Annotated in this window: 21 protein-coding genes, 1 tRNA gene and 1 pseudogene; 8 read left to right on the top strand and 15 right to left on the bottom strand. The window is 51.9% G+C overall.

The features are described 5' to 3' along the window. Positions 1-25 precede the first annotated feature (25 nt). The 3 genes from VAE48_RS02130 to VAE48_RS02120 all read left to right on the top strand — a co-directional run bounded on the left by VAE48_RS02130 (position 26) and on the right by VAE48_RS02120 (position 4,118). Complete coding sequence (locus tag VAE48_RS02130; RefSeq protein ID WP_322791662.1) at positions 26-2,356, top strand: xanthine dehydrogenase family protein molybdopterin-binding subunit; 2,331 nt, start codon at positions 26-28, stop codon at positions 2,354-2,356. Position 2,357: 1 nt separating this feature from the next. After that, positions 2,358-2,846: a (2Fe-2S)-binding protein gene (locus tag VAE48_RS02125; protein ID WP_322791661.1), complete on the top strand. Its 489-nt coding sequence runs from the start codon at positions 2,358-2,360 to the stop codon at positions 2,844-2,846. Positions 2,847-2,912: 66 nt separating this feature from the next. Further along, positions 2,913-4,118, top strand: a complete 1,206-nt coding sequence (locus VAE48_RS02120) for an amidohydrolase family protein (RefSeq protein ID WP_322791660.1) — start codon at positions 2,913-2,915, stop codon at positions 4,116-4,118. A 66-nt stretch (positions 4,119-4,184) separates the two neighbouring features. On the opposite strand, the gene VAE48_RS02115 is transcribed toward VAE48_RS02120, so the two are convergent. Further along, positions 4,185-6,536, bottom strand: a complete 2,352-nt coding sequence (locus tag VAE48_RS02115) for a HAMP domain-containing methyl-accepting chemotaxis protein (protein ID WP_322791659.1) — start codon at positions 6,534-6,536, stop codon at positions 4,185-4,187. Positions 6,537-6,715: 179 nt separating this feature from the next. Here VAE48_RS02115 and VAE48_RS02110 point away from each other — a divergent pair, with 179 nt between their 5' ends. The 3 genes from VAE48_RS02110 to VAE48_RS02100 all read left to right on the top strand — a co-directional run bounded on the left by VAE48_RS02110 (position 6,716) and on the right by VAE48_RS02100 (position 9,434). Further along, positions 6,716-6,922, top strand: coding sequence for a hypothetical protein (locus VAE48_RS02110; protein WP_322791658.1), 207 nt, complete (start codon positions 6,716-6,718; stop codon positions 6,920-6,922). A gap of 39 nt (positions 6,923-6,961) precedes the next feature. Beyond that, complete coding sequence (locus VAE48_RS02105) at positions 6,962-7,216, top strand: hypothetical protein (protein ID WP_416181013.1); 255 nt, start codon at positions 6,962-6,964, stop codon at positions 7,214-7,216. Between the two features lie 130 nt (positions 7,217-7,346). After that, a complete protein-coding gene (locus VAE48_RS02100) occupies positions 7,347-9,434 on the top strand; it encodes an acetate--CoA ligase family protein (RefSeq protein ID WP_322791656.1) in 2,088 nt (695 codons plus the stop codon). A gap of 161 nt (positions 9,435-9,595) precedes the next feature. Here the strand turns inward: VAE48_RS02100 and VAE48_RS02095 are convergent, their stop codons facing one another. Genes VAE48_RS02095 through VAE48_RS02085 form a run of 3 tightly spaced genes read right to left on the bottom strand, consistent with a single transcriptional unit; the run spans position 9,596 to position 12,381 of the window. Further along, entirely contained in the window at positions 9,596-11,569 is a 1,974-nt protein-coding gene (locus tag VAE48_RS02095) for a DNA polymerase domain-containing protein (protein ID WP_322791655.1), read from the bottom strand. Next, positions 11,556-11,840 (bottom strand): hypothetical protein, encoded by a 285-nt coding sequence (locus tag VAE48_RS02090; protein WP_322791654.1) that lies wholly within the window; start codon positions 11,838-11,840, stop codon positions 11,556-11,558. Before VAE48_RS02090 ends, VAE48_RS02095 begins: the two co-directional genes overlap by 14 nt. Before the next feature lie 4 nt (positions 11,841-11,844). Further along, the gene (locus VAE48_RS02085; RefSeq protein WP_322791653.1) at positions 11,845-12,381 is read right to left on the bottom strand and encodes a hypothetical protein; all 537 of its coding nucleotides are present in this window, start codon (positions 12,379-12,381) and stop codon (positions 11,845-11,847) included. Between the two features lie 236 nt (positions 12,382-12,617). On the opposite strand from VAE48_RS02085, the gene VAE48_RS02080 reads away from it, so the two are divergent. Further along, on the top strand, positions 12,618-13,964 hold the full coding sequence (locus VAE48_RS02080; RefSeq protein ID WP_322791652.1) for a hypothetical protein: 1,347 nt from the start codon (positions 12,618-12,620) through the stop codon (positions 13,962-13,964). Positions 13,965-13,973: 9 nt separating this feature from the next. Further along, the gene (locus VAE48_RS02075) at positions 13,974-14,969 is read left to right on the top strand and encodes an alpha/beta hydrolase family esterase (RefSeq protein ID WP_322791651.1); all 996 of its coding nucleotides are present in this window, start codon (positions 13,974-13,976) and stop codon (positions 14,967-14,969) included. Positions 14,970-15,077: 108 nt separating this feature from the next. Here VAE48_RS02075 and VAE48_RS02070 read toward each other — a convergent pair whose 3' ends face one another. From VAE48_RS02070 to VAE48_RS02020, 11 genes and pseudogenes are all read right to left on the bottom strand, one after another. Beyond that, the gene (locus VAE48_RS02070; RefSeq protein ID WP_322791650.1) at positions 15,078-15,611 is read right to left on the bottom strand and encodes a hypothetical protein; all 534 of its coding nucleotides are present in this window, start codon (positions 15,609-15,611) and stop codon (positions 15,078-15,080) included. A gap of 752 nt (positions 15,612-16,363) precedes the next feature. Then, positions 16,364-16,435: transfer RNA gene (locus tag VAE48_RS02065), tRNA-Ile, on the bottom strand. A gap of 83 nt (positions 16,436-16,518) precedes the next feature. Next, positions 16,519-17,487 (bottom strand): ROK family protein, encoded by a 969-nt coding sequence (locus VAE48_RS02060; protein WP_322791649.1) that lies wholly within the window; start codon positions 17,485-17,487, stop codon positions 16,519-16,521. Between the two features lie 85 nt (positions 17,488-17,572). Beyond that, positions 17,573-18,487, bottom strand: coding sequence for a sugar phosphate isomerase/epimerase (locus VAE48_RS02055; RefSeq protein WP_322791648.1), 915 nt, complete (start codon positions 18,485-18,487; stop codon positions 17,573-17,575). An 18-nt stretch (positions 18,488-18,505) separates the two neighbouring features. Beyond that, entirely contained in the window at positions 18,506-19,669 is a 1,164-nt protein-coding gene (locus tag VAE48_RS02050; RefSeq protein ID WP_322791647.1) for a Gfo/Idh/MocA family oxidoreductase, read from the bottom strand. Positions 19,670-19,684: 15 nt separating this feature from the next. After that, positions 19,685-20,428: a deoxyribose-phosphate aldolase gene (gene deoC, locus VAE48_RS02045; RefSeq protein WP_322791646.1), complete on the bottom strand. Its 744-nt coding sequence runs from the start codon at positions 20,426-20,428 to the stop codon at positions 19,685-19,687. A gap of 18 nt (positions 20,429-20,446) precedes the next feature. Further along, a complete protein-coding gene (locus VAE48_RS02040; RefSeq protein WP_322791645.1) occupies positions 20,447-21,529 on the bottom strand; it encodes a Gfo/Idh/MocA family oxidoreductase in 1,083 nt (360 codons plus the stop codon). 25 nt (positions 21,530-21,554) lie between these two features. Then, positions 21,555-22,523 carry an ABC transporter permease gene (locus VAE48_RS02035; RefSeq protein ID WP_322791644.1) on the bottom strand — a complete coding sequence of 323 codons (969 nt, stop codon included), beginning with the start codon at positions 22,521-22,523 and terminating at the stop codon, positions 21,555-21,557. Continuing rightward, positions 22,520-23,488 carry an ABC transporter permease gene (locus tag VAE48_RS02030; protein ID WP_322791643.1) on the bottom strand — a complete coding sequence of 323 codons (969 nt, stop codon included), beginning with the start codon at positions 23,486-23,488 and terminating at the stop codon, positions 22,520-22,522. The genes VAE48_RS02035 and VAE48_RS02030 overlap by 4 nt, the downstream gene beginning before the upstream one ends. After that, a complete protein-coding gene (locus tag VAE48_RS02025) occupies positions 23,485-25,005 on the bottom strand; it encodes a sugar ABC transporter ATP-binding protein (protein WP_322791642.1) in 1,521 nt (506 codons plus the stop codon). The genes VAE48_RS02030 and VAE48_RS02025 overlap by 4 nt, the downstream gene beginning before the upstream one ends. 3 nt (positions 25,006-25,008) lie before the next feature. Then, a pseudogene (locus VAE48_RS02020) lies at positions 25,009-25,295 on the bottom strand (sugar ABC transporter substrate-binding protein); the annotation flags it as partial.

Raw genomic sequence — 25,295 nt, 5'->3', positions numbered from 1 at the left:
TTGGAGCTTAAGAAAGGAGTGAAAAATGGCTTACAAGTATTTAGGAAAAAGTTACATCAGACCGGATGCCATCAATAAAGTTACCGGCAAAGCAGTTTTTCTGGATGACATCCGGCTGCCGGGCATGCTGCACGCTGCCATCCTGCGGCCACAATTTGCCCACGCCCGTATTCTATCCATTGACATCAGCGAAGCCGAACAATGCCCCGGTGTGGTCAAGGTAGTCACCGGCAAAGGCTGCACCTACCGCTACGGGGATAATATCCGCGATCTTGTGCCCATGGCAATTGAAAAAGTCCGCTATATCGGCGAACCGGTTGCGGCGGTCATTGCCGATACCCCCCGCCATGCCTACGCGGCGCTAGACAAAATCAAAGTCGAATATGACCCCCTGCCGGTTTACATTGATGCCCGCCAGGCAATGAGTGAAGATGCGGTTCTCATCCATGAAGAACTGGGCGAATACTGGCATCTGCCCACCCTCAATCCGAAGCCCGGCACGAATATTGCCAATGTCTATCATTTGAAAAAAGGGCGCGGTGAGGAGGGTTTTGAGGAAGCCGATGTCATCATCGAAGGCGAATTCAACTATCCCCTTGGTTCCTGCGCTGCCCTCGAACCGCACGGCTCCATCGTCTGGTTCAAAGAGGACCGCACGATCGAAATCTGGTCATCCTCCATCTGCCCCTTCATCATCCGCGATGACATTGCCCATTCATACGGCGTGCCGATTTCGGATGTGCGCGTTCACATCCCCGATATTGGCGGCTGTTTCGGCTACAAATCCGACATCACGGTTGAACAAACCGTCGCCTGGATTGCCAGTTTTGTCCCCGGCCGGCCGGTCAAATGGGTTGCCAGCCGCAAAGAAGATATTACCAGCACCCTGCTGGCACACGGCATTCGTACAGTGATGAAGATTGGCGCCAAACGAGACGGTAAACTGGTCGCCCTCAAAACCACCGTTTACCATACCGGCGGGGCATACTCCGATACAGCCGTCAACGTGACCATTGCTGCTACGCATAACTCAACCGGCCCCTACGAATTTGAACATTGCGACTTGACCGGTTATACCGTCTATACCAACACACCGCCGGTAGGCGCTTACCGCGGCTACGGTCACCCCGAATCCCAATTCGCCACCGAACGAATGATGGACTTGCTGGCACGCAAACTCAATATAGATCCTTTTGAATTGCGCCGCAAGAATTACCTGCGTGAGGGCAGCATCAATTCTCTCGGAGAGCGCATGTGGAAATCGAATGGCGACATCGAAAAATGCGCCGACCGCGTTCAGGAAGTTGTATTCAGTCAGCCAAAAAAGAAAGAAGACGATCAATTCTACTATGGGCGTGGCTTTGCGGCGGTGATGAAGTCCCCCAAAGGCGCTCCATTCTCCACCAAAGGCTGCTACATGAAGATGAACATAGACGGCAGCGTTTCGGTCAACATGGGCGGCGCAGAGGTTGGACAGGGGCTGCGCACGGTCGTCCGCCAGATTGCCGCAGAAGCCCTCAAGATTCCACCCGAAAAAGTGCGCTGCTACAACGAAATTGACACCCAGTTCTCCCCCTACGAATGGCAAACCATTGGTTCCATGTTCACCATGCAGGGCGGGCGCGCCATCGTCCGCGCCGCAGAAAAATTGATTCAGGGCTTGAAGAAGACCGCCGCTCAGGTGTTGCGCACCGACGAGGACTACCTCGAATACGATGGTGAATATGTCTATCTGCGCAGCGACCCGTCCATCGGTGTCCCCGTCACTCAACTGGCGCGCGGTTACATCACCGATAACGGCATCACCATCGGTGATCTGGCACAATCAGTGGCCGATGCCCGCCTTCCACGCTATTCCAACCCCGATCAAAACGGGCAGGGTAGTCTGGGGGTAACCTATACATTTGGCGCACAGGCAGCAGAAATCCGCATCGAAAAGAAAACCGGCAAGATCTATGTGGATCACTTTGCATCCGTCTTTGATGTTGGGCAGGTGATCAATCCCTTGCAGATTCGCGGCTCAGTCCTGGGCGGGGTAACCATGGCAATTGGAGCCGCCCTTTACGAAGAAGTTAAATTCGATGAGCAAGGGCGAATCCTCAATCCGCATTACTTCCAGTATCACATTCCTACCTATAAAGAGGCCCCGCAGCAAACCATTGAGTTTATTGAGACACCCGATCCCATCGGCGCTTTCGGCGCGCGCGGTATTGGCGAACATTCCGTCATCGGTGCGCCGCCCGCCATCCTCAACGCCATTTACGACGCCATCGGGGTTGACTTCTACGAAATCCCAGTAACCCCCGAAAAAATCAAACAAGCTCTCGAAGCCCGACAGGAAAAGGAGTATGCCTGATATGACCGAGAAAATTTCCTTTACTATCAACGGCGAATACCGCTCCGTCGAAATTGACGAAGAGACGATGGTCATTGATGTGATTCGCGACATGCTGGATTTAACCGGGACCAAGCGTGGCTGCGACAATGCCACCTGTGGAACCTGTGTAATTGTGATGAACGGAAAAGCCGTCAAATCCTGCAATACACCCGCCAGCAAAATGCAGGGGGCAGACATTCTGACCATCGAGGGCATGGCAAAAGGTACGGAATTACACCCCATCCAGAAAGCCATCGCCGAATCAGGTGCGGTGCAATGTGGATTTTGCACCCCAGGGATTGTGATGGAGCTCCATGCCCTGCTGGAAAGCAAACCGGATGCGGGCGAAACTGAACTTGCCAATGCCCTCAATAAACACCTGTGCCGTTGCACTGGCTATGAACCGATCCGCGATGGGGCGCTGATTGCCCAGCAGATTATCCGCGAGCGCATGACCGAAAAAGCCTGAAAATCTAAATCCTGCCCGTACAAACTACGGGCAGGATAATTTAATTTCTACACTCCGGAGGGAACAATGACTTTGGATTACCTGATCAAGAACGCCAAAACCCGCTTTTCGGGAAATGAGCTGGTGCAAATTGGCATCAAGGATGGGAAAATCGCTGCCATCGCACCAAAAATCGAGGGGGACGCAAAGCAGGTTGTGGATGCCGACGGCCATCTGGTGACCGAATCCTTCGTCAATGGGCACCTGCACCTCTGCAAGGTTTACACCCTTTCGATGATGGACGATGAAGCGCTGGGGGCTTATACGGGCGAGGCAATGGGTGGAGCAATGACCGCCATCGAACTGGCTGCCCGGGTTAAAGAAAAATACGATGAATCATGGATTATCGAAAACGTCCGCAAAGCGGTCAAACTGGCCATTCGCTTTGGCAACACCCACATCCGCGCCTTTGCCGATACGGATACCACAGCCCGCCTTGAAGGGGTAAAAGCCCTCATCCGCGCCCGTGAAGAATTCAAAGGCAAAGTGGAACTTCAAGTGGTCGCTTTTCCGCAGGACGGCGTAGTGCGCGACCCCGGCGCAGAAGATTATGTGGAAGAAGCCCTCAAATTGGGAGCGGATGTGGTTGGCGGCATTCCGTGGATTGAATACACCGATGCCGATGCACAGGAACACATTGACCGTATGTTTGCCCTGGCAAAGAAGTACAACAAACCTGTTTCGATGCTGATTGACGATGCCGGCGACCCCACCCTGCGCACACTGGAAATGCTGGCGGTCAAGACTATCAAAGAAGGCTGGGAAGGGCGTGTAACCGCCCAGCACGCCCGCGCCATGGCCCTTTATCCGGAACCCTATTACCGAAAGATCGAATACCTGCTCAAACGCGCCCAAATTGGCGTGGTTTCTGACCCGCAGACCGGCCCGCTTTATGCCCGCGTCAAGTCGCTCTACAAAGCCGGCGTGCGCATTGCTCTCGGGCAGGATGACATTGCCGATGCCTACTATCCCTTTGGGCGCAACAATATGCTGGAAGTGGCCTTCCTTGCCGCTCACCTGATGTGGATGACCAGCCGCGAAGAATTGGAAATCCTCTACGACCTGATTACCACCAACGCCGCTCTGGCGCTGAATATCCCCAATTACGGCTTGAAAGAAGGTGGCAATGCCGATCTGGTCATTCTCAACGCTAACTCAGTTTGGGAAGCCATCTGGAATCACGAAGCCCCTCTGCACGTCTTCAAAGACGGTGTCGAAATCACCGAAAAATAAAAAGGTTGGGTAAAGCAAGAAAAACGGCGGAGGGTTCAACTCCGCCGTTTTCTTTTGTGTAACAGGTTACGATACTTTGAACTGACCCACCAGGCCGCGCAGCGCAGCCGCCATTTGCGAAAGCGAAACGGCCGCCGAAGTCACATCCTGCACCTGCTGGCTCATCTCGCGTGCCGCAGCGCTGATTTCCTCAATCGAAGCATTGGTTTCTTCATTGATGCTGGCGATCATTTCCATCGCTTCAGAAACCTCACTTGAACTGGCCGACATCTCTTCGGTGGAGGCAATGTTTTCCTCGACCACCGAGGATACCGAATCCATGACATCAATCAACTCGTTCGAAAAACCGGAAATCTGCTTAACAGCGACCGCGATGCCCTCGGCTTGCTGACGCACCTGTTCGATAACCTCTAAAATACGCATCAGGGCTTCATTAGATTGATGGGTTTGTGCCACACCATTTTCAACCTCTTTGGCGCTCAGGCTCATCGCTTCAACGGCTTCATGCACCGTTTTTTGAATTTCGGAAATCAATTCGCCGATCTGGCGGGTTGCCTGGGCTGAACGCTCAGCCAGTTTGCGGACTTCATCCGCTACAACCGCGAAACCCTTACCGTGTTCGCCGGCGCGGGCAGCCTCAATCGCAGCATTGAGCGCCAGCAGATTGGTCTGATTGGCAATATCCTCAATCGTTTCCAGGATGACACTGATCTGCTGAGAGCGGCTGCCCATTTCCTTAACCCGCTCCATCGAGAGATCAACTTTTTCTTTGATCAGCTGCATCCCGTGGATCATCTGATTGAGTGTCTCTGCGCTGTTTTGGGCTACCTGCGCTGCACTGACGGCGTTTTGCGCACCTTCGGTAGCCGTTTCAGCCACACTTTGCATCTTCTCCCCCATCTGATTGGAAACCTGCGATGCAGAAGTGACGGCTCTGGCCTGTTCCTGTGCGCCTTTAGCAACACCATCAATGGCATTCGCCATCTGGTGCACGGAACTGACCGTACGCTGAACCGATTCGGCCTGCTGGGATGACCCCATGGCAATCTGCTGCATAGTTTGGGCAATCTGCTCCGAAGCTACCCGTACCTGTTCGGCAAAATGTGCCAGTTCTGCCGAGGCTTTATCCAGTTCATTCGAGCTTTGAGAGAGACGCAAAACAGTGGACTTGAGGCTGGAAATCATGGTGGAGAAAGCCTGCCCCAAGCCGTCCCGCTCAGAACGCGGCTGGACTGAAAAACTTAAATCTCCTGCCGCCAATCGGTTGGCAACCTCAATCATTTCGGTGAAGTAGCCAACCAAGCGCTGAAAGGCGCGCCCAACCGTGCCCAATTCATCCTTGCGGTGGTAAATGGCTTCCAGTTGCTTCTGCTGGACTTCAGAGAAAGCCAGATCACCATCTGCCAGCTGATCGGCGGCTTTCTCAATCACCCCCAGCGGGCGGGTAATGGTATTGGCAATGAATAAGGCTGATACAAGACTGATAGCCAGCAGAATCAGCGTGGCAATCACGGCTGTGATTAAAGTCTGACGAACCTGCTGAGTTACGCCGGCCGTGCTCATGAATACCGTGATGGTTGCCTGTTCACCGGAACTGGTCTTAACCGGATAAACAACGCGCAATGCATTGGGGATTTCATCTACAACCACCTCGCCGCCGCTCAATGCTTGCTCAACGCTGTTCTCCCAATCGGTACTCAATAGATCGGATTGCGAGAAACCCTGACGAGCGCTGAAAACGACCGGCTGCTCTGCTACTTTAACGGCGACAGCATTGACATCCTTTACGGAAACCGTCTTATCCACCAGGGTTTGCAGGTTCATGCTGCGCGTCACCTCATCCAGATAGGTTGCTTCCACACCCACTTGCACAATGCGCGGGCTGTCCACGCCGGAAACCCCCACATATTTATATAGCTTTGAATCCAGTTCACGCACCTGCGCCGATTGAATCACCTCTCCGTTTTGCTGCTGAATGAGTTGATAGAATACATATGCCTGCGGCTGCTCGTTTGGATCGGGGCTGAAGGCAAAGGGGACATCAAAATTGGAATAAATCACCGTGCCACTATCATCGGTGATCCAGAACTCTTTCAGATCGGTGGTATCTACAATAGCGCGCAGCATGTCCTCAATCTGAGTTTCGCTCAAACCGGCTTTCAATGCTGCATCAATCAAATAGGCCGAGATTCTGGCCTGTGTGACCATTTGCCTGCCAACAATCCGGTCCACTTCCCCCGGTATCCGGTTGGCAAAATCCACCGAATGAGCAAACATTTCTGCCAGCGCCACGGCATTGGAACGGGTCTGTTCCAAAAGGGACTGGCGTGCCTGTGTTACCATCCAGGCCGTATTGACCCCCATTACAAACACCAGAATTAGCGTAATAATCAAAATCAAACGGTCTCTGAATTTCATACTACCTCTCTTGGGTTTATAAAGTTTTGTAAATGTATGACAACCGCAAGATATGATGCCCCGTTTTAATGATTTTGACCATAAGGACGGGGTAAAAGGTGTATAAAAAAGAGATAAATATTTCAAAGAGAAATTCGTGGTATAGTCTGTTTAACCAGAACTACTGCCGGAGGAATCCTGTGGAAAATCGTAAAGATCACCAGCGCAAGATTGTCGTTGAAGCCACCGCGAGTTCGATCGAAAAATGGCGCAAGCAAGTCATTGCCGGGCAGCCCGAAACCGGGCGTATGTTTGCCTTCATCAGTGATGAGGGCAGCTACATTCCCGGCGGTGAAGGCACAGCCCCAACACCCCTGACCTATTTTGTTTCCGGCATGGCGCTTTGACTGATCTCCCATGTGACGCAGGTTGCGTCCAAAAAGAAATTGAACATTCAAAAGGAAATCGTCAAAGTAACCGCCCATTTTCGGGAACAGGGCTCGGTGCTGCGCGGTGATGCCGAAGCATTCTGTGACGGCTTCGAAATCGAAATCCAGGTCGAATCGGGGGAATCCCCCGAAACCATCCGCGACCTGATTCGCCTTGCACGTCAAATGTGTTTTACAGAAGTAGCGCTGAGTGGTCAAACCCCTGTTACTCTCAGCGCGAGTTTGAACGGCGCTCCGCTGGATCAGCCTTAATCATCCCTATTAATGGTTTTTCTTCCAAACTTAAACGCCGCGAGAGTTATCGAAAGGCAATTTATGCCATAATAAACTCAAAGTCACAAACCTTTGTCGCCTAATGCCGGCAAGTTTCACGAGGAAAAACATGAATCAAATCTTTTATCCGCGCAGTCTGGTTGTCGTCGGGGTCTCCGACAAAGCAGATAACCTTGCCCGCCATATAGCCAACAATTTGATCGAGTTTGGTTATCAGGGAGAACTTTACTTGCTTGGACGAAATGAAGGTTACACCTTAGATCGTCCCATTTATAACTCCGTAAAACAATTACCGGCTGGGCTGGATTTAGCCATCATCCTCACTCCGGCGGAAACGGTGCCGGGGTTACTGGATGAATTAGGCGCTCATGGAATTCGTTATGCTGTGATCGAATCGGCTGGTTTCAGTGAATTTTCAGAAGAAGGCGCAAAATTGGAGAAGAAGATTCACCAGATTGCCCAAAAATGGGGTATGCGCCTCATTGGCCCAAATTGCATCGGCATCATCTGCACGGAAAGCGGCATTTGTACCATTTTTGTCCCAACCGATCCACAGGAAATCCGCCCAGGCACAATTTCGCTGGTTTCTCAAAGCGGCGGTGTGGTTTTGACCTGCATTGACATGCTTGCTGCAGCCGGATTGGGCATCTCCAAATCGGTCAGCGTGGGTAATAAAGTTGACCTTAAAGAAAGTGATTACCTGGCCTATCTGGTCAATGATCCGGCTACACAGGTTATTCTGCTCTACCTCGAAAGTATTGTAGAAGGCCGGCAACTGGTAGAACTGGCTGCTCAATCTCCCAAACCGATCATTGTCTATAAATCGAATACCAGTCAGGCCAGCGCTAAAATAGCTCAATCACACACTGCAGCACTGGCAAACGATGAAGGAATTGTCAATGCCGCCTTTCGACAATTTGGGATTACCCGTGCAATGACCTTTCGGGAAATGATGATCTACAGCAAAGGGTTTGTGCTTCCGCCGGTGCGCGGCAACCGTCTGGCAGTATTCTCACGTTCCGGAGGTCATGCCATCATAGCCGTAGATTGTGCCAGTCAGTTTGGGTTTGAGCTGCCGCCTTACAGTGATGAATTGATCGAAAAAGCGCAGCCTTTCTTTCGCGTCAACGTAATTGAACGCATGAACCCGCTGGATTTAGGCACCGTTTTTAACTTTGAAGCCTATCCTGTCCTGATCGAGGAAGCCATCCGGCTCAATCAAGCGGACGCCATTTTGCTGATTTTTAACTATCGCCGCGAAACGATTCCGATTGCTCGCGAGGTTGCCGAAAAAATAAAGTCCCTCAGTCAGCAGCATCACATCCCCGTTGCGCTTTGCTACTTCACCGAAACCAGTGAGTTTAACTATCTGGAACAAAATTTGGGCTTTCCAATTTTCAGCGAAGTCTATGAAGCCATTCAGGCGCTGGCTGCCTCTCGTGATCATTACCGCCGCCTCGAACTGCTCCGCACCGCTCCAACATCTGCCTTATTCTTGCCAAATGACGCCCAAAGCAAAGCCCATTGGGTCATCAGTCGCAAGTCTTCCGCTTTGCTGGCGCTGGATCAGGCCATGCAGGTGTGTGAGTCCTATGGTTTACCGGTAGCGCCATGGGCAAAAGTTTACAATCTTTCGCAGGCTGTTGAGGTATCCGCGCGCATTGGTTACCCGGTCGTGGTCAAGGCCATCTCTGAACAGGTGACGCATAAAACTGATGTTGGCGCTGTTGCACTGAATATCCCCGATCAAGTCCTGCTGGCTTCCGCTATGTTGGAAATGGAACAGCGTTTCAGCCAGCAAGGGCTTGAACCGCCCGAACAATTCCTGATTCAGAAAATGTTGAACGGCGGCAGAGAGATGATTCTGGGCGCCAAACGCGATCCTTCCTTTGGCCCTGTCCTGTTGTTGGGTCTGGGTGGTATTTACGCAGAAGCCCTGCAAGATATCGCCATCCGCCTTGCGCCCGTAAGCCGCGCAGATGTTGAAGAAATGCTGAATGAGCTGCGCGGCGCACGCTTACTGCGCGGAATTCGTGGTCAGCCGCCCGCCGACCGCGCTGCACTGGTGGATGCCATGCTGCGCCTGTCTCAATTGATGATGGATTGCGAGGAAATTCTGGAAATTGACCTCAACCCTGCCCTGGTATTTGAACACGGCCTGCAGATCGTAGATGCGCGCATTGTTTTGAAAACTTGAAAAACAGGGCTTACCTGCTCAACGGTAAGTGGAATTGACGAACCTCCCGCACCGGCTGCAGGATATCCAGCATCTCTGCGGCAGCCTGCATAACCAGGCGTGCGTAGCGATTCCAGTCTAACTCATCGGCGCCGGGGGGTGTAACACTGACCCCCTGCCGGCTAAACCAGAAAAAAAAGCCGCATACCGGCGCGCACCGCAACCCCCTGTGACTGTAACTGTCGGGCGGCCTGTGCTGCTGCTGAAGGACGGCGGAAAGATTGCGGGTCTCGGCTGAGTTTAACTGCCATTTGCAGCACATCCGCTGCCACTTGCCGGCGCTGCAACAACCTCACCCGCTGGTTGACGAGCGCCCATGCCTCCCTCCAACGTTCACGGGGATCATCCGCCTGCGCCAGACACTGCAAAATATCCAGTTGTGTTTCGGCTACATACTGGCAGGTATCATGCCGACGCATGGCTATACCGCGGTATTTCAATGTGCCATCCTCAAAAACGCCAAAATAGCGGTTTGCAACTGGGATGCGCCGGTCACGTCGTGCCGGCAGAAACACCAGCCAGCGGTACACCCCTTCGAGGGTAACTCCAATGCCGGTCTGTTGCTGAATTTGCTCGACCAGCGGGATAAAATCTTGCTCACTCTGCGCTCCTTCCCGCTGCACAAACAGACTGTCCACATACATGTGCAGTACGCTGAAGCCCATTTCTTCGGCGCTTTCTTTTGCCTGCAATAGCAGTTCGCGGCTGATGGCGGTTACCGCCTCATGCGACTCCACCCGCCCAAAGCGGGCATTTTTGTACCCCAAATACCCAAAACACACCACCAGCAGCCATTTGAGCGCGGTTTGGCGGGCTTTCAACTCGCTGACGCGGCTGTCGCGCCGATCGAGCGTACGCAGGCAGTGCTTGAGCGCCAACCGCTTGACCAGCAGCGGTTGCAGGGTGCGTGGAATCAAGCCGGCTGGCGCATCCTTTTTATTCAACGTTTCGGGCGAGATGTTATAACGCACCATAATAGCGGGGTACATCGAAGCAAAATCCAGCTCGGCCGCATGGCAGTGCACCCCCACCAGCGGCTGATAGACCATCCCGCCGCGGTCATAGCGAATCAATCGGCTGAGGGTGCGTGCCGACTCGGCTTGCTGTTTGACCGCCGGGATCAGCACGCCGTCCCGCAAGGCAGTTTGCATCTGCATAGCGGTAATTCCGGCGCCGGGTGATTTTCGCACCCCTTCCTGCACACCCAAACCGCTTACCCGCGCCAGTTCCAGCGCGCCCGCCAGCCCAATCTCCCCAAACAGGGCAGCATTGCAACGGTCAATGTGCCAACGCCCAAACAGCAATGCCTGCGCTCCGCGGTAAAGCACCTGTCCGTAAGCAAACAGGCTGCGCTCACGACGGAATTCAACTTTCATCTGTTCGTCGCGGTTGGGGTTAAACAAGGGATCTGTTTCGCTTAAGAAGGGGAACAGCCAGGTATCCCCGTAGCGGGTCAGAATCACATCCGGGTCGTAAATCCGCAGCAGCGCCTGCAAGTTGACCAGAAATGCCCGCAGTGGTTGCAGGCTAAAGCGATAGCAGCGTTTTGCACAGCGAATCACGATCTGCTGCGGCGGATGGAGTGCCGGGTCTTGGTCACAATCTATTTCCATCAAGCGCAGAGGCGGCAGCGAAGGCTGCATCTCCCACGCCGATTCGAGTGGCTGCAATCCCAGTAGTTGCTGCCCATCCGTTTCAAAGCGGCAGCGCCCCACCAGCGATACCTTTGTGCTGGCAACAAAGCGCACCGAGGGCGGCAAGTCGGCATCGTAGTAGTCCAGTCCCGGAAAAGCCTGCGCCAGGCGGCGGTACACTTCTGGCAGCCGGCCCGGCAAATCCACCGTTACTGCCAGCACCGTGCGTTCTCCCTCAAACAGGTCACGGCGTACCTGCCGCGAACAGCCTGCACCGCGCCCTTGCAGAAATCGCCACGCCTGTCGCAGCACAGACAGGCTACCAGCCACGCAAAACGTGACCGGAAACGCCATCGTTAACAACCAACGCTGCCCGTCCTCGCTTATCAGCCAGCACACCAGTTCGCCGCTTGGGCGGGTGTAAACATCCATCAGCCAGCCAATTTTTTCAACCGTTCCCATCACGCAACCGCACCAGTTCCTCCTGCAAAATGCTGACCTCTTGCTGCAAAGCAGCAATCTGGCGCGCCTGCTCGACCAGCATTGCCAGCAACGCTGACTCAAAGGGCAGTAACGCGCCGCTGGCTGAGATGGCTGCCACATAACGGCGGGCGGATGCCAGCAGCCCATCCAGCAGAGCCTGATCGCTGCGCCGCAGCGTGCGCCGAAAACTTTGCAGCATGGCTTCGGTTTCATTCAACTGACAGGTAACGGTTGGAACAGTGCGACCCATTGTTTTACCCCTTAAACAGAGATGGCTGAACAAAGGACGAAGACGTCTGCGGCTCAACAAAAAGCGTATCTGCTTTTTTACAAACCATCTCCTGTAAAAAGCGCCGTTGGGATGTAGGAAAAGAAATCAGCAGAATGAAAACCGGCGCATGATTCTGCAAGCGGTCAATCTGTTGCAGGCAGCGCTGGATCAGCCAGCGCGCTGACCCAACCGCCAGCGTTTCATCGTAGAAAGTTGCCAGCAGGTCAAGAATGACCAGCGGCGAAGTAAGAGCGGGGGTACTTTCCAACAGCGTCAACATTTGATAGGCAGTGAAGGCGCGCCGAATCAGCAGCCGCTGACTGAGCAGATCGAGTCGCGTGGTGCGTTCGCGCAGGGCACGCGCCAGCGGATAAGCCTGTAAACGGTTACCGCCGTCGAACACCAGCACCTTACCGCGCAGCGCCAGTTCAGCCAGCAGAGAGGTAGCCGCATCGCTCAGCCTGTCGCGGCTGCCCGCCAACACACATATCCCTGCCGAAACACTCGTCGAAAGCATCATCGTTTTGATATTAAGCCAGAACTCACGCTGATTCCATCCCCCGCCAGGGGAGAAAAACGGTGATTTTGGGGTTAATCCGCTGGGTAAAATTCAAAGAAAAGCATCGTACTCGAGATTCAGCAAATCATACCGGTTTCGGCTCGCCAGTGTTACAAACCACCCTGCCCCTTTTGATATCACCCGCTCAGGATGCGAATGGTTAGTCGTCATCCTGACTGAGTAATATGGTGTACAGGATGAAAATTTCTTCACATTATCTTAAAATCTTCATAATAAAAAAACTAAAATTAATGTTTATCTTTATGAATATGAAAAGATTGTTCATCTGTTTCTTCCTTACTACAATGCTGTCTCTGGCCTGTCGTTTCACTGTTTCAACGCCGAGTGTCATTTCACAAACTCCATTGCAAGCATTTTCCACACCCTCGGCTGAGTTCAAGCCGCAGGTGGTTCAGGTTGGCAACGCCGATGTCAATTATTCCAACGTGGAATTTACTGCTGACAATCAGTACATGGTCTGGTTCGAAACGATTGATAACAGGGGTAACGGGATTGTCTGGCATTGTGGTGTCAATCCTCAAACGGGGGAACTGATCCCCGCCGACGGTAAAGGTTTCCGCGCTTTTGAAGGTACCGTCCTCGGGCGCGCTAATCCCGGCATGGATGCAATGGGTGTTTATTATGTTGGCATGGACCGGACAGGTAAGTTACTCCTCGTCCGCCCAACCGCCCCCAATGCCGGTGAGATACAAGAATTGTCCACCCCCCCTGACCTGAGACGGCGGGCAATTTACCCCACCATCCTGCCACAGCAACAAGGTGGTTTCGTTTTCTGGATCAAAAATGAATCCGTTCCCGCTGGAGGCACAAATCGGGGAAATGACTGGTTCGAATTACAATACATTTCGTTGGACAACCCTTCACAGGTGAATGTGATCGAGCGGCAGCAACGCCCGTTTCGCGGTTTTGCACCTCTAGATTCCGCTTTTGTGCGCTGGATGAAGAACAAACCTGCACTCACCTATGGGTTTGAAGACGAGAATGGCATCGTTCAGATCCGAATGTTGGATCTGACCCAGCCATATCCTGCGCCTCAGGCCGTGACCCATGACGCAGGTAACAAGGTAGATCCCTATTCATGGTTGTATAATGGTCAAGAAATTCTCTTGGCCGGTATAAACGCCGAAGCACGTAACCATGTCTACGTTCGGGGGGCAGGAGAAGCGGAGTTTCACTTAAGAGAGATAATCATTCCAACCACTTCAGGGTTGACAAATCCTGCTCTGGCGCAATCCAATGAGCCGATTGAGTTTAATGGTAAAGTATATACGGTGTATCAAATCAATGAAGCTGGAACAAGTTTTTGGGACGTGACCTTTGCTAAAGCAGGTGAGATCTGGCTTTCTACACTGTTTGAGTCACCCCAACGACAATGGCTGTTAAGCGATTCTGTAACCGCCAAAGCCGAGCCTGAACCCTTCGTAGGAGCATCCCGGGTATGGGTCTTTTATAATGTCATTGAAGGAGATAATCCCCTGACGGCCAAATGGCATCTCTATCGGGCAGAAACTCCCATTCATTAGAAAAAGGCTATGAAGCGAAAACACTTCCTGTTTCTTGGTTCTCTTCTTATCTTTCTCGCCCTTGCGTGCAGGTTTTCTCCTCCTGAATCCCAGCCTGCCGCACCTTCACCTTCCATGCAGCCTGTTGAAACGGCAACCAGTTCGCCCCCACCCGCTTTACCAGCCGGTGAAATCAGCCGAACCATAATTCATGATGGCAGAGAACGCAGTTACATCCTGTATGTACCCACCTCGCTCAACTGGAATCAACCGCCTGCATTGGTGTTCGTCTTTCACGGCGGAACAGGCAATGCGCAAAATGCCATTCAGATGACCGGCTTTCATCAAGTGGCCGATCAGCACGGTTTTCTTGTGGCTTACCCCAACGGCACAGGCCGCCTGAGCGACGATAAACTACTGACCTGGAACGCCGGTAACTGCTGCGGTTATGCCTATGAAAGAAAAGTAGATGATGTTGGTTTTGTTCGCGCAATTGTAACAGACCTGGAGACGCTGATAAACCTTGATCCAAAGCGCATCTACGCAACCGGTATGTCGAACGGTGCACTGCTCTCGCATCGGTTGGGTTGTGAGGCCAGCGACCTGTTCGCCGGCATTGCGCCGGTGGCTGGGACGCTTAATACCATTCCCTGCAACCCTTCCCATCCCATTTCCGTCATCATGTTCCATGGCACGGAAGATCAGCACATTTTGTACAACGGCGGCGCAGGTCCTCAGTCCCGTCTCAGCGTGGATTTTACCTCGGTACAAGATTCGGTGGAGTTTTGGACAGCCTTCAACAATTGCGCTTCTCAGCCTCAACTGACCACGTTTGATGACATTCAGCACCAGATTTGGAGCGGTTGTGCGGCTTCCACATCTGTGGAACTCTACACGATCATCGGTGGCGGACATGCCTGGCCGGGAGGACGTTCATCAGGCCGTCCAGATGCGGACCAGCCCACGAAATCTATTTCCGCCTCTGATCTTATATGGAAATTTTTTGCAGCACACCCCAAACCGTAACCGCTTAGTCTCCGAAAACAATTTACTCCTTTTTTATTTCAGGGAATGGCTGGTTGGCTGCATTCCTTAGGGCTCTGCTACGGTAGGAGCAGATTTTTCGAGTTCCGTTCAACCCCTTCCAGAACGAAGCGTATTGGTAAATTGGCGGTTTTTGGCACGCTCCGGATCGGTATCTTTTGTAAATTGCGCTTCCAGCTCGATAAGGTCAGGTTCGCGTTGCAGTGGAGGTGCGGTGGGCTTTTCAAGCCCAAGTCTTGCTCCCGGCAATAAACACAAAATCACGAGTAATACACCACAAATGAGGTAAACCAAATGATTGAGAATTGGTGTTCCCCAAAGCAAAATTTGCAATCCAAGCCACAAAATGAGCAGAACACTTTGTACCAGAGCCGCAGCCCAGGCCCAACTCAAGCGCTGCCATATTCCATAGGTTATCACCAGCGGACTTACGCCCATTATCGCTATTAACAGTAAACCGGGGATGACGAAATCGATAATCGGCAAGTTTCCTAATATTCTTGCTGATGAACCCATCTCCGCCCCGCCTGGATCAGTTAGCAGGGTAGTACCTTCAATCAACCCACCCAGTCCAAGCAGGACAAGGAATATCATCAATCCATAGCGTGCAATTTTTGTAATCATAATATTTCCTCACAGTCATACATCATCCGTCCTGTAAAAACCCAAAAAAAGATGGTAGAAAATTTTTCAAGATCCCTGTAGTTCCAATTAACAAACGATCGAGGGAAGAAAAAACATCTCGCCCCGCCATTAAAGATACAGCTTTTCACAGACACATCAAACTCACCAGGAAAAAACCTACTTCTTTTTATTTTGCATCAAGGTATCTGGTTTTTGTCAAGACATAGTGAAACCGCCATCGCTATATGGTGCGTAAACATTGGCGAAACCTGCTTCACCTACCTTTTTCTTTTAACATCTTCCTTTTTTCTATTATAGGGAGTGTTAGGCGATTCTCTGTATCTATTAAATTAAGGTTTTGTTAAGGTTTTCGCTCGAAAAGTAGGTTTATGTAGTGCAAGAAGGATTCGGATGGCATCCCTCGATGGTACGTTCGACCAATCCGGTAGCAGTGAGCCCGGCAGGATTCGAATAGCATCCCTCGATGGGACGTTCGACCAATCCGGTAGCAGTGGGCCCGGCAGGATTCGAATGGCATCCCTCGATGGGACGTTCGACCAATCCTGTAGCAGTAGGCCCGAAAGGATTCGAATGGCATCCCTCGATGGGACGTTCGACCAATCCTGTAGCAGTGGGCCCGGCAGGATTCGAATGGCATCCCTTGATGGGACGTTCGACCAATCCTGTAGCAGTGGGCCCGGAAGGATTCGAAAGGCATCCCTTGATGGGACGTTCGACCAATCTTGTAGCAGTGGGCCCGGAAGGATTCGAACCTTCGACCAAGCGGTTATGAGCCGCGCGCTCTGCCGCTGAGCTACGGGCCCCGGCGGCATTGGCTTGCCTTGCAGCCAAATTATATCACATTGACATTTCGCTGCGAGTAAAATGATAAGCAAATAACCGCTGGCTAACCCAGCCGCTTCGCCGCCCAACAGGCCGCCCCAATCACCCCGGCATGATCTCCCAGCCGCCCCGGCACAATTTCCACCTGTTCAACCGGCATGATGTGCACCCGCTCGCGCATCGTTTTTTCCATCGGGTCAAGTAGCAGCCGCCCAGCATGAGCAACCCCGCCGGTCACAATAATCCGCCGAGGGCTGACCGAGGCACACAAGCTGGAAGCCGCTACCCCCAAATAAAAGCCGGCCTGTTGGTAAATCTCACAGGCAATCTCATCTCCTTTCAGAGCCGCTTCTGCAATCAAAGCAGGAGTGATGGCGTTCAGGTCATAAGCACACAACTCGCCGATTTTGGTGGTCAGTCCCTGTGCAACAGCCTTCATACCCATTGCCGCAATTGCCGGCCCGGAAGCAAACGCCTCAAGACATCCGTAATTACCACAGCCGCAACGCGGGCCGTTGAAATCAATCACCATGTGGCCCAGTTCACCAGCCGTTCCCCCAATCCCCAAATGCAATTGTCCATTAATCACCAGGCCGCCGCCAATACCGGTACCAATTGCCAGCACCGCCACCGTATCCACACCCTGACCGGCTCCAAAACGCCACTCCCCAAAGGTGATCGAACGCACATCATTCAGCAGTGCAACCGGTAAGCGGGTTTTTTGTTGCAGTACATCTCGCAGGGGCACATGCGGCCAGGTACCGGGCAGGTTGGGCAGGAATAGCGTTTCACCCTTTTCAAGGTCAAGCACGCCCGGCACGCCAATACCAATCCCGCCTATATTCTCTGTTACCAGTCCGGCAGTCTCAATCATCGCAAGAAATAAATCTGCCATGCGCTGCATTACCGCATCATGCCCTTCGCGTGCCAACGTCGGAACGCTTTGTTGAAAGAGGACATGACCGGTTTCCACATCCACCACTGCCGCACGCAAGTTGGTTCCGCCCAAGTCACAGCCAATATATCGCTTCATAACTATTTATTCTGAAATTGATTATTCAGGAGAGCTGTGCCCGACAGGCCAACACTCGCCGGGCACAGCCTTGACCAGATTGAGATTAGTGGATATAGGGTTTCAACACATCTCGCGCAAGGTAAAATCCGCGCTTGACCAGCTCTTCGCTGCCTTCAAAGACTCGATCCTCATGTTCAATGCTGACGACATAATCATAGCGAGCCGCTGTCAACGCTGCAAAGAACTTCCCCCAATCCATATCGCCCAGACCGGGTAAACGCGGCACCTGCCAGCCCATGCCTTGTGAGAGTACCCCGTGATTGTAAAGCCCTTCGCGGTCAATATGCAGATCCTTGGCATGAACATGAAAGATTTTAGTGGCAAATTCGCGTACAACCCGCTCATAGTCAATCATTTGCAACACCAGATGAGAGGGATCAAGATTTAAGCCGAAATTGTCTTCCGGAATAATCTCCCACATCCTTCGCCAGATGGCCGGTGTGCTGGCCAGGTTATTACCACCCGGCCACTCATCATACGAGAAAATCATCGGGCAGTTTTCAATGGCAATCTTCACCTCTCGTTCCTTTGCATATTGCACAATCGGCGGCCAGATTCGCGCATAATCTTCCAGATTCTGCGGCACAGTTTTGTTTTTATCCTTCCCGATGAATGTACCCACCATGCCAACTTCCAGCAAAGCCGCCGCATCAATCACCTTTTTAAGATGGGCAATCACTGTTTCGCGGTGCTCAGGATCAGGATGCAGGGGATTAGGATAGTAACCTAAGGATGAGATCATCAAGCCATAGCCTTCCAGCATTTTGCGAATCTCTCTGGCTTTGGCTTGATCCAGCTGGACAACATCAAGATGGGTCACCCCCGCGTAACGGCGGGTGGCTTTTTCGTGCGGCCAGCAGGCAATTTCAATCGCCTGAAAACCGCTCTCTGCCCCCCAACGGGCAACCTCTTCCAGCGTACTGCCGGGCAATGCGGCGGTAAAAAATCCCAGTTTCATCGTTCCCTCCATTTCAAATTAGACTTTGGTCCAGACTTTTTCTTTGGCACTGCGTTCGATGGTTTCACACAATTGCATTTCGTAGTGACCATCGGCAAAAGTTGGAAAATCAGGGGGCTTGCTGTAATCCCCGTTCAGGATATAGGTGTACACCTTATGGTAAAGTTGCTTGAAAGTATCCGGAAAACCCTCATTATGACCACCCGGATAGGAAGTTACCGCGCGAGCTTCGGGTGAAAGCAGCGCCGGGTCTTTCATGATAATCTGATTGGGTTGAGTGCGATGACCCACCCACAATTCATTGGGGCGTTCCGAATCCCATGCCAGCGAGGATTTTGAGGCATTAATCTCAAAAAACAGGCGGTTTTTTCGCCCTGAACAAACCTGCCCCACTGTTAAGACACCCCGCACATCATTCTCAAAGTGCAGCAGAATCGTTGCATAATCCTCCGTAAAGATGGGTTGATCCACGTAATCTTCTGGCTGGAGAATCTTACCTGTGTAAGTTTCGACCGGTTTGGCAGGTTTCTTGCGCACCGGATGCATGGTTTTGAAATCCGCAAATACTTCGACTACACGCAATCCGGTTATAAAAGTGATTAAATCCAGCCAGTGCGATCCAATATCACCCACCGCGCGCAGCGTTCCGCCCAATTCTGGTTCAAGCCGCCAGTTCCAATCCGTTGGGAATAACAGCCAATCCTGCAAATACGAACCTTGTAGAATGAACAAATCCCCCAATTCACCACTCTGCACCATACTGCGCGCCTGTTGAACCAGAGGATACATGCGGATGTTGAAATTCACTGCATTGACTTTACCGCTTTCCTTTGCCAGCTGCACCAGTTCCGCCGATTCGCGGGTATTCATTGCCAGCGGTTTTTCACAGACCACATGTTTGCCAGCCAGCAGCGCCGCTTTGGCGTGAGGATAATGGAGATAATTGGGGGTCGCCAGATGGACAACCTGAATATCCTCGTCCTTCAGCATTTCCTCCAGCGAGCCGTAATTGCGCGGAATACCCATTTCGGCTGCCTTCTGTTGCGCTTTTTCGCGGGTATTCTCAGCCAAACCAAGCACGGTAATCCCGTTACGGCGCAGGGCTTCGATGTGAGCAGGCCCAATGAAACCAGTACCGGCAACCCCAACGCCTATCGTGGATTTGCTTTGTTGCGGTGTCATAATCATCCTCCCCTGTCAGTACTCCCCACCGATTTTCACTTCACCGGTAGAGGTTTGTTCACCAGCCAGACGTGCTTTGAAGTCATCCAGAATCTTCGCGGTTGCTGTGGCTCCGCAACGGGTTACCCCGGCTTCAATCACTGCCAGCAGCGCATCCAGTGTCCGCACCCCGCCAGCCGCTTTGATCTGCACTTTCTCACTGACCGAGCGTCGCATCAAACGCAGATCCTCCAGGGTTGCCCCGCCGGGGGCAAAGCCGGTCGAAGTTTTCACCCAATCGGCACCCGCTTTTTCAGCCAGCTGACATCCGCGCACTTTCTGCTCATCCGTCAGATAGGCATTCTCCAGAATCACCTTGACTTTTACCCCACGCGCATGAGCCACATCACATACGGCCTTAATGTCCTGGAAAACAAAATCATCATTGCCGGAACGCAGCTCGCCAATGTTGAGCACCATATCCAGCTCCACCGCCCCGTCATCCATGGCGCGCTGTGCTTCGGCTACCTTGATCTCAGTAACGCTGCTGCCGTGCGGAAATCCAATCACCGTGCTGACCAGCACATCCGAGTCTTTCAATTGCTCGGCTGCCAACCGCACATGACAGGGTTTGACACACACGGTCGCCACGTGGTAACGGGCTGCCAGTTGACACCCTTCAATCACCTCCTGAGAAGTTAACTCCGGACGCAACAATGAATGGTCAATTACCTTGGCCAATTGTTCATAACTGATTGTTTTCACATCGATGACTGTCATGATACCTCCAATAAAGATTTAGAATTTTCGCCACAAATCAATTGGTTTTTCAACCTGCGGCGGATTGTACGGAAACTCAATCCGTCGGCCTTCTCCGGCGGATTGATAAGCAGCATACAAAATTTTCAGCACTTCGCGCCCGTCTTCCCCGGTTTCAATTGGTTCTTCTTTTCCAAGCACGCAATTGACAAAATGCTGCATCTCCTGCGGGAAGCCATAATTCCAGACCTCCTCGAACATGGTAAACGTCCAGCCGCGGGTCGTACCGGCTTTTTCCACGGCATAACCGTACCCTTCCTGGCTGTAAGTCCACAACGAACTTCCCTTTAACAAATCGGCGCGGGTGTTGCCTTTTGTGCCATAAATCTCACAGCGGTCATCCACGCCGCCGCCTTTTGCCCATGAATTTTCGGCAATGTTGATCTTGTTGCCCTCGTACTCGATCACCATAATCGAGTGATCTTCACCTTTGGTGCGGTTATGATGGACAAACGTGTTGCAATAAGCGGTAACGCTTTTGACTTTGGGTTTACCAAACACCCAGCGTCCGTATTCAACCGAGTGACAACCCATATCTAACAGCACACCCCCACCCGAAAGGTTCACATCCCAGAACCAGGGCATGTGTGGTCCGTCATGTTCCTCGGATTGTTTGACCAGGAACGGTTCACCCAAAGCACCTTCTTCAATCAGCTGCTTTGCGCGTACATACTTGGGCGCAAAACATAATTCCTCAGCATACATCAGCAGGACACCCGCTCTTTGAGCAGCCTCAATCATCTGGTCAGCCTCTTCTAGCGTCTTGCAGAGCGGTTTTTCGCAGATGATGTGCTTTCCGGCCGCCGCTGCATCCAGCGCAGCCTGACAGTGCAGGTAATTCGGGATAGCTATCGTGATCACATCAATTTCTTTCATCTTCAACATCTCACGATAGTCATTGAACGCATTGGGGATGCCATGGGTTCTGGCAAATTCCCCTGCCCGATTTGGGGAGGCCACAGCTACTACTTCTGCATTGTGAACATAATGCTTGAAAGCATGTGCATGGATATCGCTGACGAATCCAGCCCCAATCATGCCAACCTTAACTGTCTTAGTCATGGCTTACCTCCTGAAGTGAGAAAATTTACTGTCTGAAACCGCGCTGCCTGCCATAAATTGAAATCATGACCAGCAGCGTTGCACCCAAAACCATCCTGCGCACGGAATCGGGCATTTGCATGGTTGTCAACAGGCTGGTAATCAAGGTCAGCACGATGGCACCCGCCATTGTGCCCCAATAACTGCCTTTACCTCCCGAAAGCAAAGTGCCACCCACTGCCACGGCTGCGATAGAAGGAAACAAGAACGGCTGTCCCAGCGCAATGAACACCACACCCGTATTGCCTACCACCAGAAATCCACCAAATCCAGCCAGTGCACCTGCCAGCGAATACACCGCCAGATTGGTTGCGGTTACATTGACTCCGGAAAGCTTGGCAGTCACCCGGTTAACACCGATTGCAAACAAATGCTTACCAAAAGTTGTTCGTTCCAATAACAGCCACATCAGAATCCCAAAGATAATCCAGATGATGATGGCATTGGGTATTGGAATACTGGAAGAGAATGGACGGGCGATCAAGCGCGTCATAATGGGAGCCACTTTTCCGCTCACATTGCCGTGATTAATGATAATGATCAGGCCGGTCACCACACCGGACATACCCAGCGTCATTACAAATGGAGATATTTTTAAGAAAGTAATCCCCAATCCGTTCACGAAACCGATCAAAGCGCCTACCGCCAGTGAAATCAGCAATGCCAGCAGGACTTTATCATCCTCTCCTTTCACGGTGACGTAGGTAAGGATTGCCGTTAAAGTCACCACCGAACCCGCCGAAAGATCAATCCCTTCAAAACCGCTGATGATGACCAGTGTCTGGCCGGCTGCAATCACCCCCAAAAACACCGCCAGCCGCACAATGTTGGTAGCCTGAGCAATGGCAACATTTATATCATTACCAAAACCGTTTGGCAAAAACCCCGAAAGCAGGAAAAGGATGATTGCAAGCAAAATTGCTGCAACAGGAGGTGAAATACTCAACCTTCTCATAATTTTTTCCTCCGCAGCAGATTGATCATACCGGGAGCCGCCAGCGCCACCACAATGATGGTTGCCTTGACAAAAGTCTCCCACCAGGTATCAATCCGCGAAAAGGAAATAATGTTTTGAATAATCCCCAGCGTAATCGCACCCACCACCGGGCCTGCCACTCCCCCAACACCGCCGCTCAAGGCGGTACCGCCAATAACGACGGCTGTAATGGAAGTCAACGTCATCGGCACACCGATTTCGGCATTCCCCGAACCGCTCAACATCGTAATGGCAATCCCCGCCAGTGCTGCCATGAACCCGGAAACCACGTAGGTACTGAAAAGCACCCAGGTTACCGGAACAGCTGTTTCATAAGCCGCTTCGGCGTTCCCCCCAACCGCATAGAGGTAATTCCCAAACCGGGTTGATCGGATGTACATCCAAATCACCAGCACGACCGCAATCACATAAAAGGCGAGCGGCAAACCCAAAGGCGTTGTGTTTCGGTACACGTTAGCAATATCGGCTGGAATGCCGCCGCCCGGGTTTGGTAGGATGAACAAAGCAAAACCGACGTACAGGAAACTGGTAGCATAGGTGGTAATAATCGGTTGTAAGCGCAGGAAAGCAATGAAGAAACCATTGATCGCCCCCGCCAGTATACCCGCTGCCAGCGAAACTAAAACATACGCCCACATTTTTTCCGGCGATCCGTTCAATCCAACCTGCGTTGCCAGAATGGTGTTAACAATCGAAACGATTCCACCCACTGAAATATCAATACCTCCGCCCAGAATCACAACGGCCTGCCCGGCAGCCAGCAAAATCATCGGCAGGAAAACACGCATGTTGCTGTTCAAAGTATCGCGGGCAAACATGTTGGGCTGCAAGATTAAGTTGATGATCAGCGCCACAACCAGTAAGAGGATTGCAAAGAAGGCGGGATAGCGGTTCATCATTTCATCCCAGGAAAACCTTTTCATGCCTCACCTCCATTGGAAACGCCCATGCTGGCAGCAATCAGATTTTCCTTGGTCAAAGAAGCGCCTTTCAGTTCAGCGCGAATTTTTCCATCATGAAGCACAATCACCCGGTCACATAGCCCAATCAATTCATCATCATCGCTGCTGTAAAACAAAATGGATTTCCCTTGCTGTGAAAGATCGGTCAGCAAAGCATAAAACTCGGCTTTGGTGTTGACATCCACCCCCTTGGTCGGGTCATCCAGCAGGTAACAATCCGGATCACGCAACAGCCATTTTCCAATAACCACCTTTTGGGCATTACCGCCCGAAAGGCTGCTGACCGGAGCCATCAAGCCAGACATGACCAGACTCAGCCTTTCACTGATTGCCAGAGCATCCCGCTTTGCAAGTTTCATCTTGAGCGGAAATCCATATTTCTGCCATGATGGCAGTAAAAAATTTTCCAGTATCGAGCGAATATAGAGCAACCCTTCCTTTGCCCGATCACCCGGCACAAGCGCCAGTTTTTTCTGCATCGCCTGGCGGGGATGCTTGAACCGCACGACTTCACCCTTAATTCGAACCGTACCCTGGTAGGGAATATCCCCAAATAATGCCAGCAGTAAATCTCGCTGGCCTTGCCCCTGTAAACCGCCAATTCCCAGCAATTCTCCCTGCTTAACCTTCAGGCTGATTCCACGCAGGGTTTCGGTAGTCAGATTTTCAACTTCTAAGTAAACTTGATGATCCACTCCGTTTGTTTCTTCAGCAGCGGCTGCTTTAGTGAACTGAAAGACCTTTTCTTTTTCGGTCATCAGTTGAATCAAATCTTTCTCCGTTATATCTTTGATGTCCCCCTGCCCAACCGTTTTACCATTCCGCAGGACACTATAACGATCTGCTATTCGGAAAATTTCTTCCATGCGGTGAGAGACAAAAACGATTGCTTTACCTTCTTCTTTCCAGCGCTTTACCAGTTCAAACAAACGCTCCACCTGACGGCTATCCAGGCTGGCGGTTGCCTCATCCAGAATCAAAATGTTTGGATTGAGGCTGATGGCTTTCAAGATTTCTACAATTTGTTTTTCATCCGGGTGTAAATCGGATACAAGCGTTTCCGGTCGTAAATCAGCTTTGAAGGTTCCGCTGAATAGATCCAGCAAGGCCTCCGTCTTTTCTCTCATCACCTTGCGGTCAATCATCCCGTTGGTTTTCAGCGGTTCGCGCGTCAACCAGATATTATCCGCTACCGTCATTTTGGGGACCAGACTGAGTTCCTGAAAGACGGTAGCTATGCCCATCTTGCGAGCTGCCTGCGGGGAAGAGAAGCGCACGGGTTTACCATCAAGGAGTAGTTGTCCTCCATCGAGGACAACTACTCCGTTGATGACCTTACTCATCGTGCTTTTGCCGCTTCCATTTGCCCCGATCAGTGCAACTACTTCACCTGAATGAATATCCAGGTTCCCGTCAGAAAGCGCAACCACACCCCCATAACGCTTGACTATATTGCGGGCAGAAAGCGACACACTCATAGTTTATTTCAAGAAGAAGGTATTCAGAACTTCCTGATCGGTCATGATGCCGTCCAGCAGGTAGGCATCCGGCTTATCCTTGCAGATGTCCAGCCCTTGCTGCAGGTTCGCTTTGGTAATGACAATCGGCACCGGGATGACGAACGACAAACCATTCGCACCACCCAGTTTGCTCTTGTCTACCTGCTTGCCCAGCAGCATGTTCACCGCAATCCGCAAGCCAGTCGGCGATACACCCGGCGGATTGGCTACCGCAATCGTCTCAAAGTCCGGGCGGTCCTTCAACACCT

It is taken from the genome of Bellilinea sp., assembly GCF_034432615.1.
Classification (GTDB): domain Bacteria; phylum Chloroflexota; class Anaerolineae; order Anaerolineales; family Anaerolineaceae; genus Bellilinea.
The sequence above is the reverse complement of the archived record's forward strand: the minus strand, read 5'-3'. Positions and strand labels throughout refer to the sequence as shown.

What these genes read in the sequence shown, in the direction of transcription:
- VAE48_RS02130 (WP_322791662.1), top strand. Translation starts at nt 26, where the DNA reads ATGGCTTACAAGTATTTAGGAAAAAGTTACATCAGACCGGATGCCATC.
- VAE48_RS02125 (WP_322791661.1), top strand. Translation starts at nt 2,358, where the DNA reads ATGACCGAGAAAATTTCCTTTACTATCAACGGCGAATACCGCTCCGTC.
- VAE48_RS02120 (WP_322791660.1), top strand. Translation starts at nt 2,913, where the DNA reads ATGACTTTGGATTACCTGATCAAGAACGCCAAAACCCGCTTTTCGGGA.
- VAE48_RS02115 (WP_322791659.1), bottom strand. Translation starts at nt 6,536, where the DNA reads ATGAAATTCAGAGACCGTTTGATTTTGATTATTACGCTAATTCTGGTG.
- VAE48_RS02100 (WP_322791656.1), top strand. Translation starts at nt 7,347, where the DNA reads ATGAATCAAATCTTTTATCCGCGCAGTCTGGTTGTCGTCGGGGTCTCC.
- VAE48_RS02095 (WP_322791655.1), bottom strand. Translation starts at nt 11,569, where the DNA reads ATGGGAACGGTTGAAAAAATTGGCTGGCTGATGGATGTTTACACCCGC.
- VAE48_RS02090 (WP_322791654.1), bottom strand. Translation starts at nt 11,840, where the DNA reads ATGGGTCGCACTGTTCCAACCGTTACCTGTCAGTTGAATGAAACCGAA.
- VAE48_RS02085 (WP_322791653.1), bottom strand. Translation starts at nt 12,381, where the DNA reads ATGATGCTTTCGACGAGTGTTTCGGCAGGGATATGTGTGTTGGCGGGC.
- VAE48_RS02080 (WP_322791652.1), top strand. Translation starts at nt 12,618, where the DNA reads ATGAAAATTTCTTCACATTATCTTAAAATCTTCATAATAAAAAAACTA.
- VAE48_RS02075 (WP_322791651.1), top strand. Translation starts at nt 13,974, where the DNA reads ATGAAGCGAAAACACTTCCTGTTTCTTGGTTCTCTTCTTATCTTTCTC.
- VAE48_RS02070 (WP_322791650.1), bottom strand. Translation starts at nt 15,611, where the DNA reads ATGATTACAAAAATTGCACGCTATGGATTGATGATATTCCTTGTCCTG.
- VAE48_RS02060 (WP_322791649.1), bottom strand. Translation starts at nt 17,487, where the DNA reads ATGAAGCGATATATTGGCTGTGACTTGGGCGGAACCAACTTGCGTGCG.
- VAE48_RS02055 (WP_322791648.1), bottom strand. Translation starts at nt 18,487, where the DNA reads ATGAAACTGGGATTTTTTACCGCCGCATTGCCCGGCAGTACGCTGGAA.
- VAE48_RS02050 (WP_322791647.1), bottom strand. Translation starts at nt 19,669, where the DNA reads ATGACACCGCAACAAAGCAAATCCACGATAGGCGTTGGGGTTGCCGGT.
- deoC (WP_322791646.1), bottom strand. Translation starts at nt 20,428, where the DNA reads ATGACAGTCATCGATGTGAAAACAATCAGTTATGAACAATTGGCCAAG.
- VAE48_RS02040 (WP_322791645.1), bottom strand. Translation starts at nt 21,529, where the DNA reads ATGACTAAGACAGTTAAGGTTGGCATGATTGGGGCTGGATTCGTCAGC.
- VAE48_RS02035 (WP_322791644.1), bottom strand. Translation starts at nt 22,523, where the DNA reads ATGAGAAGGTTGAGTATTTCACCTCCTGTTGCAGCAATTTTGCTTGCA.
- VAE48_RS02030 (WP_322791643.1), bottom strand. Translation starts at nt 23,488, where the DNA reads ATGAAAAGGTTTTCCTGGGATGAAATGATGAACCGCTATCCCGCCTTC.
- VAE48_RS02025 (WP_322791642.1), bottom strand. Translation starts at nt 25,005, where the DNA reads ATGAGTGTGTCGCTTTCTGCCCGCAATATAGTCAAGCGTTATGGGGGT.